We start from the raw sequence: 17497 nt of genomic DNA on the forward strand, positions 1-17497 counted from the left end.
CACGATTCGCTGCGCGATTCGCGGGCCCCGGCTCACTCCTTCCGATCCCCGCGCCTTCGGCGCGCCCCCTTACCAAGGGGGCTTTGCTCCAGCAGGTTCGAGGCACGGCTGGGTAATCCGCGTGTGTTGGTTGCCTGCTGGGTGCTGAACTTGGGGCGGGCTGGCCTTGTGGAGGGGTGCCGCGGGGCCCATACTTCGGGCATCGGTTGATCGATGTGTTTCCGACGTTTCCGGGGGTGTCCTGGCTTCGACGGGGGTTGCAAAGTCGACTGGTGCATGCCGAGGGGGTAGCTTTCCTCGTTAATCCAGCTGCAAAACTTGGTTGCCAACGACGACAACTACGCTCTCGCCGCTTAAGGCGTAAGCCCCGAACCCACTTGTGCCCGTGCTCGTGGATGTAGGGTCATTATCACGGAACAGCTTTCGGCGGCGACCCGCCAACCGGAAGTGAACTTAGCGGGTGTGGACGACGGTGTGCCTCGCACGTTGTGTTGCCGTCGTACGAGAACTAACAACGAGCTAAGCATGTAGTACCGGAGATGGCGTGCTCTCGGACGGGGGTTCAACTCCCCCCACCTCCACCAAAAACGGACTTGCCAGAGTCCAAGAAAGTCCAGAAACCCCGGGGAAACTCGGGGTTTCTGCATTTCGGGGGTCCATCGGAGTCCGGGGGTGTCCGACGAGGACGAGGGCGAAGACGAGAGCTGGGCGGCCTACTACGCGCTGCGCGTCTTCGCCTGTCAGTTCTACGGCATCCCGCTGGCGCATGACCTGCTGGGTTCGAAGTACGGATACCGGGCCACGCCGGCGCAGGCGATGGGCGAAGCGTTCGACCGGGTGGCGGACGATGCCATCACGCTCCTGGGCGGCGATGAGGTTGGTGCTCGCAAGGCAGCGCGAAACGCGGTCAACGCGGTCGGCTACGCCACCGGCCTGCCGCTGGCCGGGCCGTGGAAGCACATCGATTAACTGTGGCGCGTGTACGAGGGCGAGGAAGAGCCGGAGACGATCCCGGAGTTCGCTGCGGCCGCGCTCACCGGCAAGCGGGAAGAGAGTTAGGGATCCAGGGTAAGGGTAGGAACCGGGGCACGCCCCGCCTTCGGGCGGGGCCACTGATGAATCTATTCACCAGCCGGGCGATCTGCTTCAATTTCCTGGCGCGTCGGCTTGGCAATACGTGCGCGGATACCGCGTGGCGCGTTCGCGGTGTAGAGGATTACCCAGACGCGCCAACCCGATTCCTCGCAGAACTTTTCGACCTCGCTCCAATCGACCATCCCCTGCCACACAGCGCCGGCATCAAGCGGCGATGGCACTGCTTGTCGCTGGCCTGGGATCGCGGGGTTGGGAACTATCGCGCCCTTAGCTGCCCTCCGCCGCAGAAATCGCCACCACCACAAGCGCCCGGTATACGCGACCAGTCCCAAGTTTGTAACAGTAGTAGCCCGATCACCTGTATTGCTCGCGCTTACAAATAGGAACCGGTCGTTGGGATTGGCCAGAGGATTATTGAAGATCATCCCTCGAGACATGAGGCTGATTCGAATCCGAGGCCCAGACGTCCACCACCGAAGGACATCCAGCCCAACAGCCACGCTCGCAACGATCGCGGCGTAGATCGCGAGTGCGGTTTGCCAGGTAACGTGATCCACTTCGATCCCCTTTCCGACTACGAAGGATGCCACCAGCGTCAGCGAGCGTTGGAGGTCAGGCGCAGGGCCAACTGCTAGCATGGCCCAGCGCGCCCGGGTGGGCTACCGCGGGTGCCCAACTCGGCTTCGGCCGTGCGGCCCTGCCCTATGGAGACCCCGGGCGCGCCCTCGCCCGCGGCACTGCCTGAGGGGCTACCTGGTTCGCGGCTTGCCCTTCCCCTTGCCAACCCAGGGCAGCTCATCCTTTACCGGGGACGGGCGCGGGATCTCCACGCCTTCAGGGAATGGGAACGGCTGCTGGTACGTCGGGATCACCGGGTCCCGCGGCGGTTTGGGCTTTTCCATGCCGGCAGGATATAGCCCGGCGGCTCACCGGTTGAGACGAGCGGGTACACTGAGGTCCGGCCCCTGGGGAGGAGCGGCGCTGTGAGCGAAGAGATGGATCCACCACCGGTAGTTCCGAAGAAGTCCATTAAGGAACTTACGGCTGACGTCGGCATTTTGGTGCGATGGGCTCAGGAGCAGCAGGCCGGTTTCATACCCGAGACTGTTAAGCGGGTCACCGCTCTCGAAGAGGCCAGGATGGACGTTGAGATCGAAGAGGCCAAGAAGGTCTTGGTTGATCTCTTGAAGCACGTCAAGGGCTACACCAATCTGATCCTAGCGCTTGGATACGGCGGCATTCTGACGATTTGGAGTAACTCAGCTGAAATCATGTTGCCTGCCGCATTCGCGGGATGTGGGGCGGCGGTGATACTTTCGCTATTGATCTTCATCTGCAGCGAGATCGCCCAGACGAGATTGATCGTGAAGTCGATGCGAAACCCGATTGCAGAAATACCTGAGAAGTCGAAGTTGGCGAGTGCTCGCGCGGACAAAATATCGAATGCCACCTATTGGCCGATCCTGATTCTGGGATTCGGTGGCGGCTTCACAATGTTCCTCTGCTACGTCGGCGCATTGATCCGAGAGGCAGTGAAGGCATGGGGGTAGATCTGGGGGTACGGCCGCGCCCTGCCTGGCTGAAACCCGCGCAGTTTGGCCCTCCCGGACAGCATTTCAGTGGCCCCCACCTCCACCACACCACGGCCCTGCCAGGGGCCGGCAAGTCCAGGAACCCCGCAGCGATGCGGGGTTTTTGCGTTTCCGGGGGACTCCGTGGACAGGCGTTTCGGCCAGGAATAGGCTGCTCGCGACAGCCCTGGGGAGCAGGCCATGTCCGACCCGTTGCCGGTGCCGCGCAGCCTGCCGCTGCGTATCCTGCAGTTTCCGCTTGTGCGGCTGGTGCTGCTGGCGGTGTGCCTGCTTTACCTGATGGCGCTCAGCGGCGCGGTCCAGGAAAAGTTCACCGACGCGCCGCTGACGGGGCTGGGCCTGGTGGCCGTCCTCGCCGGTGCGGCGCTTGCCGTGTACAGCGCGCTCGTGCGCCGGATAGAGCGGCGTTCCGTCCATGAGCTCTCCCGCCCCGGCATGGGCCGTGAGCTGGGCATCGGCATGCTGATCGGTGCGGGGCTTTACACGCTGTGCGTGCTGATACTCATGGCCCTGGGCATCTACCGCATCGATGGCTTCAACCCGGTGTCCTACCTGCTGCCGGCGCTGGCGATGGCGCTGAGCTCGGGTGTGTTCGAGGAGCTGATCTTCCGTGGCGTGGTGTTCCGCATCCTGGAGGAGTCGCTGGGCGGATGGATCGCGCTGGCCGCCTCGTCGCTGCTGTTCGGGCTGGTGCACCTGACCAACCCGCAGGCCACGCTGGAAGGTGCGCTGTTCATCAGTGTCGAGGCCGGCGTGCTGCTTGCCGCGGCCTACATGCTCACGCGCCGGCTGTGGATGAGCATGGGCTTCCACATGGCCTGGAACTACACCCAGTCCGCGATCTTCTCGGGCATCGTCTCGGGCACCGAGGCCCAGCCAGGCTTGATCCAGGCCACGATCCAGGGACCGGACCTGCTGACGGGCGGAAACTTCGGGCTCGAGTCGTCCATCATCGCCTTCCTGCTGTGCACCACCACGGGCGTGGTGCTGCTGTGGATGGCGGCCCGGCGTGGCCGGATCGTGCCGCCGTTCTGGAAGCGTCGCTGAAGTCGGCGCCAGGCGGCTGACCAGGACGCCGATGCAGGCAGGACAGCGTTAGGGATACCTGACCAGATTCCCTCGCTGCGCTGCGCCACCCCCCGGCAGCGGGAACAATCGGAGCGATGCAGCCTGCACGGTCACGCGCACCAATGGCGTGCGTTCTTGCGGATGCATTCCCCCTCCCCCGCCAAGGACTCCGCATGACCCGTTGCTTCCGCCTGCTGGCGCCGCTGGTGCTGGCCAGCCTCTCTGCGCTGCCCACGATCGCCCTCGCGCAATGCGGCCCCGACATCGAACTGGGCGGCCGGCAGTACATCGTCAAGTTTTCGGGCAAGGTCGCGCCCGCCATGGCGGCGGGCGACCGCTCCTCGCGGGTGAAGCGCGAGATCGGCAGCCAGGCCACGTGGGTGCGCAGTGGCGCGCTGGGAACCGAGATCGTCCGCATGCCTGCCGTGGAGGGTTTCGTGGGCAGGCACCAGCTGTCGGCGCTGATGGCCCAGGGGCGCATCGAGTACATCGTCGAGGACAAGCGCATGCAGCCGCTGGCCACGCCCAACGACCCGCGCTTCGTCAACCAGTACGCGCTGGCCAATTCGCCGTCGGGCATCTCGGCGCCGGCGGCCTGGGACCTCGGCACCGGCACCGGCGCGGTCATCGCCATCCTCGACACCGGCATCACCCCGCACCCCGACCTCAATGCCAACCTGGTGGCCGGATACGACTTCGTCAGCGATCCCATGGCGGCGCGGGACGGCAACGCGCGTGATGCCAACCCCACCGACGAGGGCACCTGGGTGCGTCGTCCCGGCTGCACGCCCTACCCGTCCAGCTGGCACGGCACGCACGTGGCCGGCATCGCCGGGGCCGTCTGGAACAACGGCATCGGCATCGCCGGGACCGCCCCCGGCGCACGCATCATGCCGGTGCGCGTGCTGGGCGCCGGAGGCGGCGTGTTGTCCGATATCGCGGCGGGCATCACCTGGGCCGCGGGCGGCAGCGTACCCGGCGTGCCCAACAACCCCAATCCGGTCGAGGTCATCAACCTCAGCCTCGGCGTCGGCGGGGCCTGCGGTCCGGTCGAACAAGCCGCCATCGATTTCGCGCGAAGCCAAGGCGTGGTCGTCGTGGCGGCGGCCGGCAACAGCGCGCTCAACGGCTCGTTCTCGCCGGCCTCGTGCAATGGCGTGATTTCGGTCGCGGCCACGCACTACAGCGGCGGCAGGGCCACCTTCAGCAATTACGGTGCCGACGTGGATATCGCGGCGCCCGGCGTGGAAATCCTGTCGACGATCAACATGGGCGAGACCCGGCCGACCACCGGCACCGCCTACGTGCCCTACTCCGGCACCAGCATGTCGGCGCCGCACGTGGCCGGTGTCGTGGCGCTGATGCAGTCGCTCTCGCCGCGCACGCCGGTCGAGGTCGAGCAGATCCTGGCGGCCACCGCCAAGCCCTTCCCGATGGCCTGCGAGGGCTGCGGCGCAGGCATCGTGAATGCCTTTGGCGCGCTGCAGGCACTGAGCAACCTGCCGCCCGTTGCCAGCTTTTCCGAAACGCAACCCACCGTCTGCCAGACCGGCGGCAGCAAGTTCACCTACACGTTGACCAGCACCTCGACCGACCCGGACAACGCCATCGTTTCCCATGTCTGGGACCTGGGCAATGGCGTCACCGCCAGCGGCGTCTCGACCACACTGGTCCGCAATGCGGGGCAATGGGGCACGGTCAGCCTGACCGTCACGGATGCGGCCGGCGCGTCCGCCACCACGTCCAGGATCATTGGCTTCACCTGCACGGACTGATGCGGCTCCCGGCCCCCGGCCATCACCGGGGACCGCCGATGTTGCCGCACTGTATTTTCGAGCCGGGGAACGCGATGATCGGGCCCGGAAGCGCGCAAGGAAACCGGCATGAATTCCACTAAGAAACGCGCGGGGCTGGTCATCGCCCTGGCAGCGCTGGCAGCCATCGGGTGGCATGCCTTGCGGCCCGGCGCCGCGCCGTCCGCAACGGTGGAATCGGTGCAGGCGGCGGCGTCGGATGAGCAGGTGCCTGCCGACACAGTGAACTCGCCACCATTGCCTGTTCCTTCAAGCGTGCCGCTGCCGCCGGCCAGCGCGCCACTGTCGGTGATCGTCGATGATCTCAAGCGCCGCGCCGGCGCAGGCGAAGCCGCGGCAGGCTGCCGGCTCGCCGCGGAGTACACCTATTGCGCGCAACTTCCCTACCGCCGCAGCGAGTTCGACCGCTGGCTCGAGTCGCGCCAGCAGTCGCTGGAGCGGATCACGGAAGAAACGAGCCGGCAGGGCGTGGCTGCGATGATCGCGCGCGAAATGCCGGTCTGGGAGCGGCGGCTGCAGGAGCTGGAAGATCATTGCCGCGGCGTCGAGATTCCGGGCGCGCCGCAGATCGCCCGCACCTGGCGCGCGGCCGCGCTGGCCGGCGATGCGGTGGCGCTGAAGCAGTATGCCAGCGGCAATGCCTTCCGCTGGGGCAGTCTGCTCGATTCGCTGCCCGAGCTGGGTACCTACCGCGCTGAAGCCGAGCGCCTGGCCACGGTGGCCGCGCAGCGCGGCGACATGGACATGCTGCTGTCGCTGGCCGCGGCCTACGTGCCCGAGCCGCAGCAGCGCGCTTCGCTGCTGGAGCAGTCGATTTCGCCTGACGGTGCCCGTGCGCTGGCCCTGTACCGCCACATCGAGCGCGCCCTGGTGCGCAACGGCGGCGAGAACACCCAGGTGGCGATCCAGGTTCGGCAACGGATGGCCAACCTCTCCGCTGGCCTGTCGCCACAGCAGTTGGCGCAGGCCGACGCCCTGGCCCAGACCATGGCCCGCGACTGGGAGGCACCGACGGTGCGCGGCATGAACCTGCTCAACGCCAGCGGCAACCAGCGCGACGTCGACCGCAGCTGGCGCGGGCGCTGACGCAGGCCTGGATCGCCGGGCCTGCGCACGGTCATTGCAGCTTCACCCCCGGTGGGGCAAAACTGGGGCATGAAGACTCCAGAAACCCTCGACGTCGCCATCATCGGCGCCGGCTCGGCCGGCCTGGCCGCCCTGCGCCAGGTGCGCAAGCGCACCGAGCGCTTCGTGATCATCAACGACGGCCCCTACGGCACCACCTGCGCGCGCGTGGGCTGCATGCCGTCCAAGGCCCTGATCGAAGCGGCGCATGCCTTCCACGCACGCAAGCGGCTCGACACCTTCGGCATCCGTGGCGGCGACCAGCTGCAGGTGGACCTGCCGGCGGTGATGCGGCGGGTACGCGAGCTGCGCGACCGCTTCGTGCGCGGCGTGCTCAAGGCCACCGACAGGCTGGGCGAGCGCAACCTGCAGGGTCGCGCCCGGCTGCTCGGTCCCGGACGGCTGGTGGTCGGCGACCAGGAACTGCAGGCACGCAAGATCATCGTGGCCACCGGCTCGCGGCCGATCCTGCCCGACGCCTGGCGCCGCTTCGGTGCCCGCGTGCAGACCACCGACACGATCTTCGAGCTCGACACCCTGCCCCCGCGCATTGCGGTGATCGGACTGGGCGCGGTCGGCGTTGAGTTCGCCCAGGCCCTGGCGCAGCTCGGCATCCAGGTCACCGCCTTCGGGCGTGACGACCAGCTGGCCGGATTGACCGACCCGCGCGTTACGGCCGCGCTGCGCGAGATCCTCGCGCGCGACCTCACCCTGCACACCGGCGAAGACGCGACGCTGCACGAACACGCCGACGGCATCGCCGTACGTTCCGGCAGCCACGAGTTGGTGGTGGACCAGGTGCTGGTGGCGATCGGCCGCCAGCCCAACCTCGACGGCATCGGCCTGGACACGCTGGGCGTGCCGCTGGACGAACGCGGTCGACCTCCTTACGACCGCACCACCACCCGCATCGGCGACCTCGACGTCTTCCTTGCTGGCGACGTGGATGGCGGGGTGGCCCTGCTGCACGAGGCCGCCGACGACGGCTACATCGCCGGGTACAACGCCACCGCCGACGACCCCACCTGCTTCACGCGGCGCACTCCGATCGGCATCGTGTTCGCCGAGCCCGGCGTGGCCTCGATCGGCCAGCGCCACGCCGACCTCGCGCAGGGCGAGTTCTTCGAAGGCGAAGTGGATTTCAGCGATCAGGGCCGCTCGCGCGTGGCCCAGCTCAACGAAGGCCTGCTGCGCGTCTACGCCGCCCGCGACAGCGGCAAGCTGCTGGGTGCGGAAATGTGCGCACCGGCCGCCGAGCACCTTGCGCACCTGCTGGCGCTGGCCATCGGCCAGGGCCTGGGCGTGCACGACCTGCTGCGCCTGCCCTTCTACCACCCGGTGATCGAGGAAGGCCTGCGCACGGCCCTGCGCGACCTGGCCGGTCACTACCCGATCGACCACTCCGACCTGGCGGCGTGCGCGCCCTTCAAGGCCGAGGCGCTGGACTGAGGCTCAGGCCGATTTCTTCAGCGACAGCGCGTTGATGCAGTAGCGCAACCCGGTCGGCGCCGGGCCGTCGGGGAACACGTGCCCCAGGTGGCCGTCGCAGGTGCTGCAGGTGTTCTCGATACGCTGCATGCCGTAGCTGTTGTCGGCGATGTAGTTGACCACGTTGTCCTTCAGCGGCTGGGTGAAGGACGGCCAGCCGCTGTGGGATTCGAACTTGGCCGAGGCGTCGAACAGCGGCGTGCCGCAGCCGGCGCATTCGTAGATGCCCGGCTCGTACAGGCCACACATTTCAGAGCTGAAGGCGCGCTCGGTGCCGGCTTCGCGCATCACGCGGTAGGCATCGGGGCCGAGTTCGGCGCGCCACTCGGCGTCAGGCTTCTCGACCCTGCGGTCGGGCGCCGGGTTGCCTTTCGCGGCGCGTTCCAGGACCAGCTTCCAGGTATGCATGGCGGTCCTCAGTTCGCGGGCTCGTCGCCCAGGTAGGCGGCGGCGCTGGCCGAGGCCGCATCCACGGCCGTGGTCGCGGCCAGCAGCTTGGCCTGGCTGTCGGCCAGCTCGGCCTCGACCGCGCTGATCTCGGCACGCACGGCCATCACCGCATTGGCGGCGTCTTCCGCCACCTTGCGGTCGGCATCGACCTTCTCGCGCGTCAGGCGCCCGCGGGCGGCACTGGCCTCGGTCGCGGCCAGCTGCTTCTCGGCATTGATGCGGGCGGTGTCGGCGCGCTCGAGGTTGGCGCGGGCCGCGGCCAGCTTGGCCTGGCCCGTCTCAAGCGAGCTGCGCGCCGCCTGCACGGCCGCGACGGCGGTATTGAGCTGCTCGATCACCTGGGCCTTTTGCTCGGGCGTGCCCTCTTCGGCGGTGGCCGGCAGCGCAAACGCGCCGAGGGACAGGGCCAGCAGGCAGGCCAGGGAATGTCGAAGGCGATGGTTTTCCAATCCGGTTCTCCCGAAGGTGGGCCGTGCCCGCGGGCCGCGGGCGGATGCGGCGAGTCTATCCCCTGCCGCGCCGGCGTGTCGCGCCGCTCAGGCGACGTAGATGGTCTTTATGTTCATGAACTCATGGATGCCGTGCTCGGCCAGTTCGCGGCCAAAGCCCGAGGTGCGGGTGCCGCCGAACGGCAGCCGCACGTCGCTGCGGACGATCGCATTGACGAAGCAGGCGCCGGCCACCAGCTGGCGCGCCACTGCATCGCCGCGCGTGGCATCGCGGGTCCACACGCTGGCGCCGAGGCCGAAGGCGGTGTCGTTGGCGACGCGGATCGCTTCGGCCTGGTCCTTCACCCGCAGGATGCTGGCGACCGGACCGAACAGCTCCTCGTGGTAGGCCGGCATGCCCGGCACCACGTGGTCCAGCACCGAGGCCGGATAGGCGGTGTCGCCCTCCCCCGGCTCGCAGCCCAGCAGCGCCGTGGCGCCAGCCGCAATGCTGGCCTGCACCTGCTTGTGCAGCTCGTCGCGAAGGTCGGCGCGCGCCATCGGCGCCAGCGTGCTGGCCTCGTCGCGGGGATCACCCACCTGCAGCTGCGCGCTCGCCTGCACGAAGCGGCGCACGAATTCATCGGCGATGGCCTCGACCACGATGAAGCGCTTGGCGGCGATGCAGGTCTGGCCGGCGTTGCCGAAGCGCGAGGACACCGCCATCGGCACGGTCTGGTCCAGGTCGGCGTCCTCCAGCACCACGAAGGGATCGCTGCCGCCGAGTTCCATCACGCACTTTTTCAGGTGCTTGCCGGCGGTGGCGGCGACCGAACGGCCGGCCTTCTCGCTGCCGGTCAGCGTCACCGCCTTGATGCGCGCGTCGCCGATCACGGCGGCGGTCTGCTCGCTGTCGATGTGCAGCGTGGCGAACACGCCTTCGGGCAGGCCGGCGTCGCGCAGCACGCCGGCGATCGCGTCGGCGCAGCGCGGCACATTGGTGGCGTGCTTGAGCAGGGCCACGTTGCCGGCCATCAGGCCCGGCGCGAGGAAGCGGAACACCTGCCAGATGGGGAAGTTCCACGGCATGATCGCCAGCACGCAGCCGATCGGCTCGTAGCGCACGTAGCTGCGGGCGGCCTCGGTGGGTACGGCCTGGTCGGCCAGGTAGCGGCCGGCGTGTTCGGCGTAGTACTCGCAGGCCGCGGCGGACTTTTCGATCTCGGCCAGCGCCTCTTTGCGCAGCTTGCCCATCTCGGCGCCCATCAGGCCCGCGATGGCGTCGCGCTGCTCACGAAGCGTGGCCGCCACCCGGCGCAGATGCGCGCCGCGTTCCTGCAGTGCCAGCGCCGACCAGGCCGGGAAGGCCCGCTCGGCCGCCGCCAGCGCGCGTTCGATGGCCGCGGCATCGTCAGGTTCGTGCCGGCGAACTTCGCCGGTCCAGGGGTCACGGTTCTCGACGCTCATGTTCAGCCCTTCTGCAGCGCCATCTGCATGTCGCGCTGGCGCTTCTTGTCTTCGCGGGTGATCACCCACCAGCCGATCACCGCGGCCACGGAAACGGCCAGGATCATCAGGGTGGCGAGCGCATTGATCTTGGGGCTCACGCCCAGCCGTACCGACGAGAACACCTTCATCGGCAGCGTGGTGGACGAGGGGCCGGACACGAAGCTGGCGATCACCAGATCGTCCAGCGACAGCGTGAAGGCCAGCAGCCAGCCCGAGACCAGGGCCGGGGCGATGATCGGCAGGGTGATCACGAAGAACACCTTCAGGCGGTTGGCGCCCAGGTCCATCGCGGCCTCTTCCAGCGAGCGGTCCAGCTCCTGCAGGCGCGAGGAGATCACCACGGTGACGAAGGCCATGCAGAAGGTGACGTGCGCGATCCAGATGGTGAGCATGCCGCGCTGCTCGCCGATGCCGATGATCGGCCCGATGGACACGAACAGCAGCAGGATGGACAGGCCGGTGATCACCTCGGGCATCACCAGCGGCGCGGTGATCAACCCGCCGAACAGGGTCTTGCCGTGGAAGTCGCGGAAGCGGGTCATGATCATCGCGGCCATGGTGCCCAGGATGATCGAGGCCCAGGCCGTCCAGAACGCGATCTGGATGCTGACCCAGGCCGCCGACATCATCTGCTGGTCGCGGAAGAGTTCGCCGTACCACTTCACCGAGAAGCCCGACCACACCGTGACCAGCTTGGACTCGTTGAACGAGTACACCACCAGGCTGAGGATGGGCGCGTACAGGAAGACGAAGCCCAGGGCCAGCATGCCCTTGGTGAATCCGGAGTTGCGCGGGGCGCTCATGACAGCTTCGACTCCATCTCGCGCGACTGGTAGCGGTGGAAGATCATGATCGGCACGATCAGCAGCACCAGCATCACGATCGCCACCGCCGAGGCCACGGGCCAGTCGCGGTTGTTGAAGAACTCGTTCCACAGAACGCGGCCGATCATCAGGGTGTCGGCGCCGCCCAGCATCTCCGGGATCACGAACTCGCCCACCACCGGGATCAGCACCAGCATGGCGCCGGCGATGATGCCGGCCTTGGACAGCGGCAGCGTGATGGTGAAGAAGGACTTCCAGGGCCGCGCGCCCAGGTCGTTGGCGGCCTCCAGCAGGCGGTGGTCATGCTTGACCAGGTTGGAATACAGCGGCAGCACCATGAACGGCAGGTAGGCGTAGACGATGCCGATGTACACCGCCATCGGCGTGTGCAGGATCTGCAGCGGCTCGTCGATCAGGCCCAGGCCCATCAGGAAGTTGTTGAGCAGGCCGTTGTTCTTCAGGATGCCCACCCAGGCATAGATGCGGATCAGGAACGAGGTCCACGAGGGCAGGATCACCAGCATCAGGGCGATGTTGCGGTTGGCGGGCGACATCCGCGCAATCGCATAGGCCATCGGATAGCCCACCAGCAGGCACAGGAAAGTGGCGATGACGGCAATCTTCAGCGAGCTCAGGTAGGCGTTGACGTAGAGGCTGTCGCGCACCAGGTACAGGTAGTTGCCGGCATTGAGGCTGACCTGCAGCTTGTCGCCCACCCACTGGAACAGGTCGGTGTAGGGCGGCATGGCGATGGCCGCGCTGGCGAAGCTGATCTTCAGGGCGATGGCGAAGGGAATGGCGAAGAACAGGAGCATCCACAGGTAGGGCACCGCGATGACCAGCCAGCGCGGGCCGGGCAGGCGCTTCCTGATCGACGCCGGCAGCCGCCTCATGAGGTCAGCACCACGCCCGCCTGGTCGTCCCAGCTCAGCCAGACGCTGTCGTTCCAGGTGAATTTCTCGCTGGCCCAGCGCTGGCTGTTGATCATGTTGGCCAGGATCTTGGTGCCGTTGGCCAGCCGCACGTGGAAGACCGAGTGGCTGCCGAAGTAGGCGATGTCCTCGATGATGCCCTTGGCCTTGTTGTGCGGCTGGCCCGGTTCGTCCTTGCTGACGCTGATCTTCTCCGGCCGCAGCGCCAGCGCCACGTCCTGGCCCTCGAAGCCGGTGACGCCGTGGCCGACGTAGGCCAGGCAGTCCAATGCGGGGCTTTCGATGGTGATGAAGTCCTTCTCGTCGTCCTTGATCTTGCCCTCGATCAGGTTCACCGAGCCGATGAACTCGGCGGTGAAGCGGCAGCTGGGCTGCTCGTAGATCTCGTCGGGCGTGCCCAGCTGGCGGATCCAGCCGGCGTCCATGATGGCGATGCGGTGGGCCATGGTCATGGCCTCTTCCTGGTCGTGGGTGACCATCACGCAGGTCACGCCCAGGCGCTCGACGATGTTCACCAGCTCCAGCTGCATCTGCGAGCGCAGCTTCTTGTCCAGCGCGCCCATCGGCTCGTCCAGCAGCAGCAGCTTGGGGCTCTTGGCCAGCGACCGCGCCAGCGCCACGCGCTGCTGCTGGCCGCCCGACAGCTGGTGCGGCCGGCGGCGCGCGTACTTGCCCATCTGCACCAGGCCCAGCATCTCCTCCACGCGGCGGGCGATGTCGGCCTTGGCCATGCCGTCCTGCTTGAGCCCGAAGGCCACGTTCTGCTCCACCGTCATGTGCGGGAACAGCGCGTAGGACTGGAACATCATGTTGATCGGCCGCTCGTAGGGCGGCAGGTCCACGATGTCCTGGCCGTCGAGGATGATGCGGCCCTTGGTGGGCTTCTCGAAGCCGGCCAGGCAGCGCAGCAGGGTGGACTTGCCGCAGCCCGAGGCCCCCAGCAGGGCGAAGATCTCACCCTTGCGGATGGACAGGCTGACGTCGTCCACCGCCACGAAACCGTCGAACTCCTTGCGCACCGACTCGATGCGCAGGTAGTTGTCCGCGCCGAGCTTGTCGGTCTTGGGTGCGCCCGAGGGCGCACCGTTGCCTGCTACTGCTGCCATGTCGTTTCCCGGGGCGAGTGGTCGGCTATTGGCCGGTCTTGAGCGTGGTCCAGTGGCGCGTGAACAGGCGGTCCACCTCCGGCGTCAGCACCGCCAGGGTGTAAAGGCCCTTCTTGGCTTCCTCGGTCGGGTAGATGCCCGGATCGTCCAGCACCGCCTTGTCCACCAGCGGCAGCGCGGCCTGGTTGGCGCTGGCATACATCACGTAGTTCTGCACGCCGGCCATCACCTCGGGCCGCAGCAGGTAGTCCAGGAAGAGGTAGGCGTTGTCGATGTTCTTGGCGTCCTTGGGGATGGCCATCATGTCGAACCACATCGGCGCGCCTTCCTTGGGGATCAGGTAGCTGATGTTGATGCCCTTGCCCGCTTCTTCGGCGCGCGACTTGGCCTGGATGATGTCGCCCGACCAGCCCACGGCCACGCAGATGTCGCCGTTGGCCAGGTCGTTGATGAACTGCGAGGAGTGGAAGTAGGTGATGTGCGGACGCAGCTCGGTCAGGCGGTCCACGCCCTTCTGGATCACGGCCGGGTCGAAGCTGTTGGGCTCCTCGCCCAGGTAGTCCAGCACCGGCGGAATGATTTCGGAGGGCGTGTCGAGGATGGCCACGCCGCAGCCCTTGAGCTTGGCCAGGTTGGCCGGCTCGAACACCATGGCCCAGCTGTCGAGCGGGAAGTCCTCGCCCAGCGCGGCCTTGACCTTCTCGACGTTGTAGCCGATGCCGGTGGTGCCCCACAGGTAGGGCACGGAATGGCCGTTGTCGGGATCGTTCTGGGCGATCAGGGCCATCATGGCCGGGTCGAGGTTGGCGTAGTTCTTCAGCCGCGACTTGTCGATCGGGGCGTAGACGCCGGCCTGGATCTGCCGGGCCAGGAAGGTCAGCGAGGGCACCACGATGTCGTAGCCGGTGTTGCCGGTCATGACCTTGGTCTCGAGCACCTCGTTGGAGTCCATCACGTCGTAGACCACCTTGATGCCGGTCTCGGCCTCGAAGTTGGCGATGGTGTCCTCGGCGATGTAGTCCGACCAGTTGTAGATGTTCAGGACCTTGGACGCATCGGCGGGGGCATCGGCGCCCGCTTTCGGGTCGGCGGCCGGGTCACCGCCGCAGCCTGCGGCGATCAGGGCGAGAAGCAGTGCAGACAGTCTGAGTTTCATTCTGGATTCCCCTGTCGGTCATGAAATCACGGGTTTCTGCCGTTTCCATCATACACAGCGGCCCTGCCGCGGCCAGCCGGTCACGGCCAGCCTGCGCCGGCCGTTCCGAGCCTTTGCTCAAGCGCTGGACAGGCCCAGTTCGCGGGCGGTCATGTCCAGGGATTTCCAGGCCTTCTCGGCCAGTTCGTCGATCTGGGCGCGGCTGATCACCAGCGGCGGCGACAGCAGCATGGAATCGTTGGTGGCGCGCAGGATCAGGCCGTTCTTCAGCGCGATGTCGCGGCACAGCTGCCCCACCCTGCCCCGGTCCGGGAAGAATTCCCGCCGGGACTTGTCGGGCACCAGCTCCAGTGCGCCCACCATGCCGGCGATGCGCGCCTCGCCCACCAGCGGGTGCTCGCCCAGGCGGCGCCAGGCCTGGGCCAGGTAGGGACCGGTGTCGGTGCGGCAGGTCTCGACGATCTTCTCGTCCTGCAGGATGCGGATGTTCTCCAGCGCCACCGCGGCGCAGACCGGGTGGCCGGAATAGGTATAGCCATGGGCCAGCTCGCCGCCCTTGTCCTTGAGCACGCCGGCCACGCGGTCGTTGAACATCACCGCGCCCAGCGGGATGTAGCCGCTGGTGATGCCCTTGGCCAGGGTCATGATGTCGGGCTGGAAGCCGAAGTAGTCGGCGGCAAACCACTCGCCGGTGCGGCCGAAGCCGCAGATCACCTCGTCGGCGATCAGCAGCACGTCGTGCCTGCGGCAGATGCGCTCGATTTCCTGCCAGTAGTTCTTCGGCGGGATGTAGACGCCGATGGCGCCCATGATCGGCTCGCCGATGAAGGCGGCCACGCGGTCGGCACCGAGCGCGAGGATTTTGTCCTCCAGCCGGTGGGCGCAGTGCCGGCCATAGGTCTCCTCGTCCATGTCGCCGCCGTCGGCGAACCAGAACGGCGGGTCGATGTGGTGGATGTCCGGGATGGGCAGCCCGCCCTGTTTGTGCATGCCCTTCATGCCGCCCAGGCTGGCGCCGGCGACGGTGGAGCCGTGGTAGCCGTTGTGGCGCCCGATGACGATGTTCTTGCCCGGCTTGTCCTGCACCGCCCAGAAGTGCCGCACCATGCGCAGGATGGTGTCGTTGGCCTCGGAACCGGAGTTGGAGAACATGGCGTGGTTGAGATCGCCGGGGCACAGCTCGGCCAGCTTCGCGGCCAGGTGCACGGTGGGCTCGGTGGTGCAGCCGAAGAAGCTGTTGTAGTAGGCCAGCTGGGTCATCTGCCGCGACGCCACTTCGCCCAGTTCGCGGCGGCCGTAGCCGATGTTCACGCACCACAGCCCGGCGAAGGCATCGAGCAGCTTGTTGCCCTGCGAATCCCAGACGTAGCAGCCTTCGCCGCGGCTCAGGATGCGCGTGCCCTTCTTCGCCAGCGCGGCGTTGTCGTTGAAGGGATGCAGGTGGTGGGCGGCGTCGAGCTGCTGGAGGGCGCTGTGGTCCATCGGGACTCCGGATCGGTGGGACGGGTGGAAGGCCTGGGATTCAGACGTTGAGCAGCAAGAACTCGCGCTCCCAGCTGCTGATGACGCGGAAGAAGGTTTCGTACTCTTTCTGTTTCACCGAAACGTAGGCCTTGACGAAGCGGGCGCCCAGCAGCTGCTGGAGCTCGCCGCAGTCCTGCAGCAGGGCCAGGGCCTCTTCCAGCGAGCGCGGCAGCGCATAGCCCAGGTCCTGGGCGCTGCCGGCCAGCGGCTTGGTGGGCTTGAGCTTTTCCTGCATGCCCAGGTAGCCGCAGGCCAGGGTGGCGGCAATGGCCAGGTAGGGGTTGGCATCCGAACCGGCGAAGCGGCTCTCCACCCGCGTGTTCTCCGGCGTATCCATCGGCACGCGCAGGCCGCAGGTGCGGTTGTCGTAGCCCCACTGCACGTTGATCGGCGCCACCTGGCCCAGGGCCAGGCGGCGGTAGGAGTTCACGTTGGGCCCGAAGAAGGCCATGGCCGCGGGCACGTACTTCTGCAGGCCGCCCAGGTAATGCAGGAACCGGTCGCTGTGCTTGCCCGGCTTGCTGCCGGCGAATACGTTGCGGCCCGTGCGCGCGTCCACCAGGCTCTGGTGCACGTGCATCGAGCTGCCCGGCTCGTTCTCCATCGGCTTGGCCAGGAAGGTGGCGTAGATGCCGTGGCGCATCGCCGCCTCGCGCATGGTGCGCTTGAACAGGAACACCTGGTCGGCGCGCGACAGCGGGTCGGAGTGTTCGAAGTTCACTTCCAGCTGGGCCGCGCCGGACTCGTGGATCAGCGTGTCCACGTCCAGCTCCATCGCCTCGCAGTAGTCGTACATCAGGTCCAGGATCGGGTCGAATTCGTTCACCGCGTCGATCGAATACGACTGCCGCGCGGTCTCGGGCCGGCCGTTGCGGCCCGCGGGCGGCAGCAGCGGGAAATCGGGGTCGGTGTTGCGCTGGACCAGGAAGAACTCCAACTCGGGAGCGATCACCGGACGCAGGCCTTCGGCCTCGTACAGCGCCAGCACGCGGCGCAGCACGTTGCGCGGCGCCAGCTCGTGCGGGCTGCCGTCCTTGGTGACGCAGTCGTGGATGATCTGGGCGGTGGGGTCGGTGGCCCAGGGCACCATGCGCACGGTGTCCGGATCGGGCCGCAGAATCATGTCCGAATCCGAGGGCGACACCAGGTCGTCGTAGTTGTCCGGGTAGTCGCCGGTGACCGTGGTGGCGAAGATGCCCTCGGGCAGGCGCGTGCCGTAGTCGTGCGAGAACTTCGCGGCCGGGATGATCTTGCCGCGTGCGTTGCCGGTCATGTCCGGCACCAGGCACTCGACCTCGGTGATGCGGCGCTCCTTGAGCCAGCGCTTGAGCGTGCTTTCCTGCTGTTCGGCGGGGGTCTTGCGGGCGTCTTTCTTCTTGGACATGG

The 17497-nt window shown here is 67.3% G+C and carries 15 protein-coding genes and 1 other RNA gene; 7 read left to right on the forward strand and 9 right to left on the reverse strand.

What is annotated here, in order from left to right; all coding sequences use genetic code 11:
* The first annotated feature begins 232 nt into the window (after positions 1-232).
* From ssrA to ACOQFR_RS13310, 7 genes are all read left to right on the forward strand, one after another.
* Positions 233-584, forward strand: a transfer-messenger RNA (tmRNA) gene (gene ssrA / locus ACOQFR_RS13280).
* An 88-nt stretch (positions 585-672) separates the two neighbouring features.
* Entirely contained in the window at positions 673-969 is a 297-nt protein-coding gene (locus tag ACOQFR_RS13285) for a hypothetical protein (protein WP_421382656.1), read from the forward strand.
* Between the two features lie 1109 nt (positions 970-2078).
* The gene (locus tag ACOQFR_RS13290) at positions 2079-2645 is read left to right on the forward strand and encodes a hypothetical protein (RefSeq protein WP_421382658.1); all 567 of its coding nucleotides are present in this window, start codon (positions 2079-2081) and stop codon (positions 2643-2645) included.
* Positions 2646-2867: 222 nt separating this feature from the next.
* Positions 2868-3734, forward strand: coding sequence for a CPBP family intramembrane glutamic endopeptidase (locus tag ACOQFR_RS13295; RefSeq protein WP_421382659.1), 867 nt, complete (start codon positions 2868-2870; stop codon positions 3732-3734).
* 194 nt (positions 3735-3928) lie between these two features.
* Positions 3929-5530 carry a S8 family serine peptidase gene (locus ACOQFR_RS13300; RefSeq protein WP_421382660.1) on the forward strand — a complete coding sequence of 534 codons (1602 nt, stop codon included), beginning with the start codon at positions 3929-3931 and terminating at the stop codon, positions 5528-5530.
* A gap of 108 nt (positions 5531-5638) precedes the next feature.
* Complete coding sequence (locus ACOQFR_RS13305) at positions 5639-6655, forward strand: hypothetical protein (RefSeq protein WP_421382662.1); 1017 nt, start codon at positions 5639-5641, stop codon at positions 6653-6655.
* A 69-nt stretch (positions 6656-6724) separates the two neighbouring features.
* Positions 6725-8143 (forward strand): dihydrolipoyl dehydrogenase, encoded by a 1419-nt coding sequence (locus tag ACOQFR_RS13310; RefSeq protein ID WP_421382663.1) that lies wholly within the window; start codon positions 6725-6727, stop codon positions 8141-8143.
* 3 nt (positions 8144-8146) lie between these two features.
* Here the strand turns inward: ACOQFR_RS13310 and msrB are convergent, their stop codons facing one another.
* From msrB to ACOQFR_RS13355, 9 genes are all read right to left on the reverse strand, one after another.
* A complete protein-coding gene (msrB, locus tag ACOQFR_RS13315; protein WP_421382665.1) occupies positions 8147-8590 on the reverse strand; it encodes a peptide-methionine (R)-S-oxide reductase MsrB in 444 nt (147 codons plus the stop codon).
* An 8-nt stretch (positions 8591-8598) separates the two neighbouring features.
* Positions 8599-9081 (reverse strand): hypothetical protein, encoded by a 483-nt coding sequence (locus tag ACOQFR_RS13320; RefSeq protein ID WP_421382667.1) that lies wholly within the window; start codon positions 9079-9081, stop codon positions 8599-8601.
* 87 nt (positions 9082-9168) lie between these two features.
* The gene (locus ACOQFR_RS13325) at positions 9169-10527 is read right to left on the reverse strand and encodes an NAD-dependent succinate-semialdehyde dehydrogenase (RefSeq protein WP_421382669.1); all 1359 of its coding nucleotides are present in this window, start codon (positions 10525-10527) and stop codon (positions 9169-9171) included.
* Positions 10528-10529: 2 nt separating this feature from the next.
* Positions 10530-11372 carry an ABC transporter permease subunit gene (locus ACOQFR_RS13330; RefSeq protein ID WP_421382671.1) on the reverse strand — a complete coding sequence of 281 codons (843 nt, stop codon included), beginning with the start codon at positions 11370-11372 and terminating at the stop codon, positions 10530-10532.
* Complete coding sequence (locus tag ACOQFR_RS13335; RefSeq protein ID WP_421382673.1) at positions 11369-12286, reverse strand: ABC transporter permease subunit; 918 nt, start codon at positions 12284-12286, stop codon at positions 11369-11371. Before ACOQFR_RS13335 ends, ACOQFR_RS13330 begins: the two co-directional genes overlap by 4 nt.
* Positions 12283-13431: an ABC transporter ATP-binding protein gene (locus tag ACOQFR_RS13340; RefSeq protein ID WP_421382675.1), complete on the reverse strand. Its 1149-nt coding sequence runs from the start codon at positions 13429-13431 to the stop codon at positions 12283-12285. The genes ACOQFR_RS13335 and ACOQFR_RS13340 overlap by 4 nt, the downstream gene beginning before the upstream one ends.
* A gap of 25 nt (positions 13432-13456) precedes the next feature.
* Positions 13457-14587: an extracellular solute-binding protein gene (locus ACOQFR_RS13345; protein ID WP_421382677.1), complete on the reverse strand. Its 1131-nt coding sequence runs from the start codon at positions 14585-14587 to the stop codon at positions 13457-13459.
* A gap of 117 nt (positions 14588-14704) precedes the next feature.
* Positions 14705-16069: an aspartate aminotransferase family protein gene (locus ACOQFR_RS13350; RefSeq protein ID WP_421382678.1), complete on the reverse strand. Its 1365-nt coding sequence runs from the start codon at positions 16067-16069 to the stop codon at positions 14705-14707.
* A 40-nt stretch (positions 16070-16109) separates the two neighbouring features.
* Positions 16110-17495 (reverse strand): glutamine synthetase family protein, encoded by a 1386-nt coding sequence (locus tag ACOQFR_RS13355; protein ID WP_421382680.1) that lies wholly within the window; start codon positions 17493-17495, stop codon positions 16110-16112.
* Positions 17496-17497: the final 2 nt, after the last annotated feature.

This window comes from Arenimonas sp. MALMAid1274, from assembly GCF_049195245.1.
Lineage (GTDB): Bacteria > Pseudomonadota > Gammaproteobacteria > Xanthomonadales > Xanthomonadaceae > Arenimonas.

Coding starts and splice junctions, on each gene's coding strand:
- ACOQFR_RS13305 (WP_421382662.1), top strand. CDS start 5,639: ATGAATTCCACTAAGAAACGCGCGGGGCTGGTCATCGCCCTGGCAGCG.
- ACOQFR_RS13340 (WP_421382675.1), bottom strand. CDS start 13,431: ATGGCAGCAGTAGCAGGCAACGGTGCGCCCTCGGGCGCACCCAAGACC.
- ACOQFR_RS13345 (WP_421382677.1), bottom strand. CDS start 14,587: ATGAAACTCAGACTGTCTGCACTGCTTCTCGCCCTGATCGCCGCAGGC.
- ACOQFR_RS13325 (WP_421382669.1), bottom strand. CDS start 10,527: ATGAGCGTCGAGAACCGTGACCCCTGGACCGGCGAAGTTCGCCGGCAC.
- ACOQFR_RS13335 (WP_421382673.1), bottom strand. CDS start 12,286: ATGAGGCGGCTGCCGGCGTCGATCAGGAAGCGCCTGCCCGGCCCGCGC.
- ACOQFR_RS13355 (WP_421382680.1), bottom strand. CDS start 17,495: ATGTCCAAGAAGAAAGACGCCCGCAAGACCCCCGCCGAACAGCAGGAA.
- ACOQFR_RS13350 (WP_421382678.1), bottom strand. CDS start 16,069: ATGGACCACAGCGCCCTCCAGCAGCTCGACGCCGCCCACCACCTGCAT.
- ACOQFR_RS13310 (WP_421382663.1), top strand. CDS start 6,725: ATGAAGACTCCAGAAACCCTCGACGTCGCCATCATCGGCGCCGGCTCG.
- ACOQFR_RS13300 (WP_421382660.1), top strand. CDS start 3,929: ATGACCCGTTGCTTCCGCCTGCTGGCGCCGCTGGTGCTGGCCAGCCTC.
- msrB (WP_421382665.1), bottom strand. CDS start 8,590: ATGCATACCTGGAAGCTGGTCCTGGAACGCGCCGCGAAAGGCAACCCG.
- ACOQFR_RS13330 (WP_421382671.1), bottom strand. CDS start 11,372: ATGAGCGCCCCGCGCAACTCCGGATTCACCAAGGGCATGCTGGCCCTG.
- ACOQFR_RS13295 (WP_421382659.1), top strand. CDS start 2,868: ATGTCCGACCCGTTGCCGGTGCCGCGCAGCCTGCCGCTGCGTATCCTG.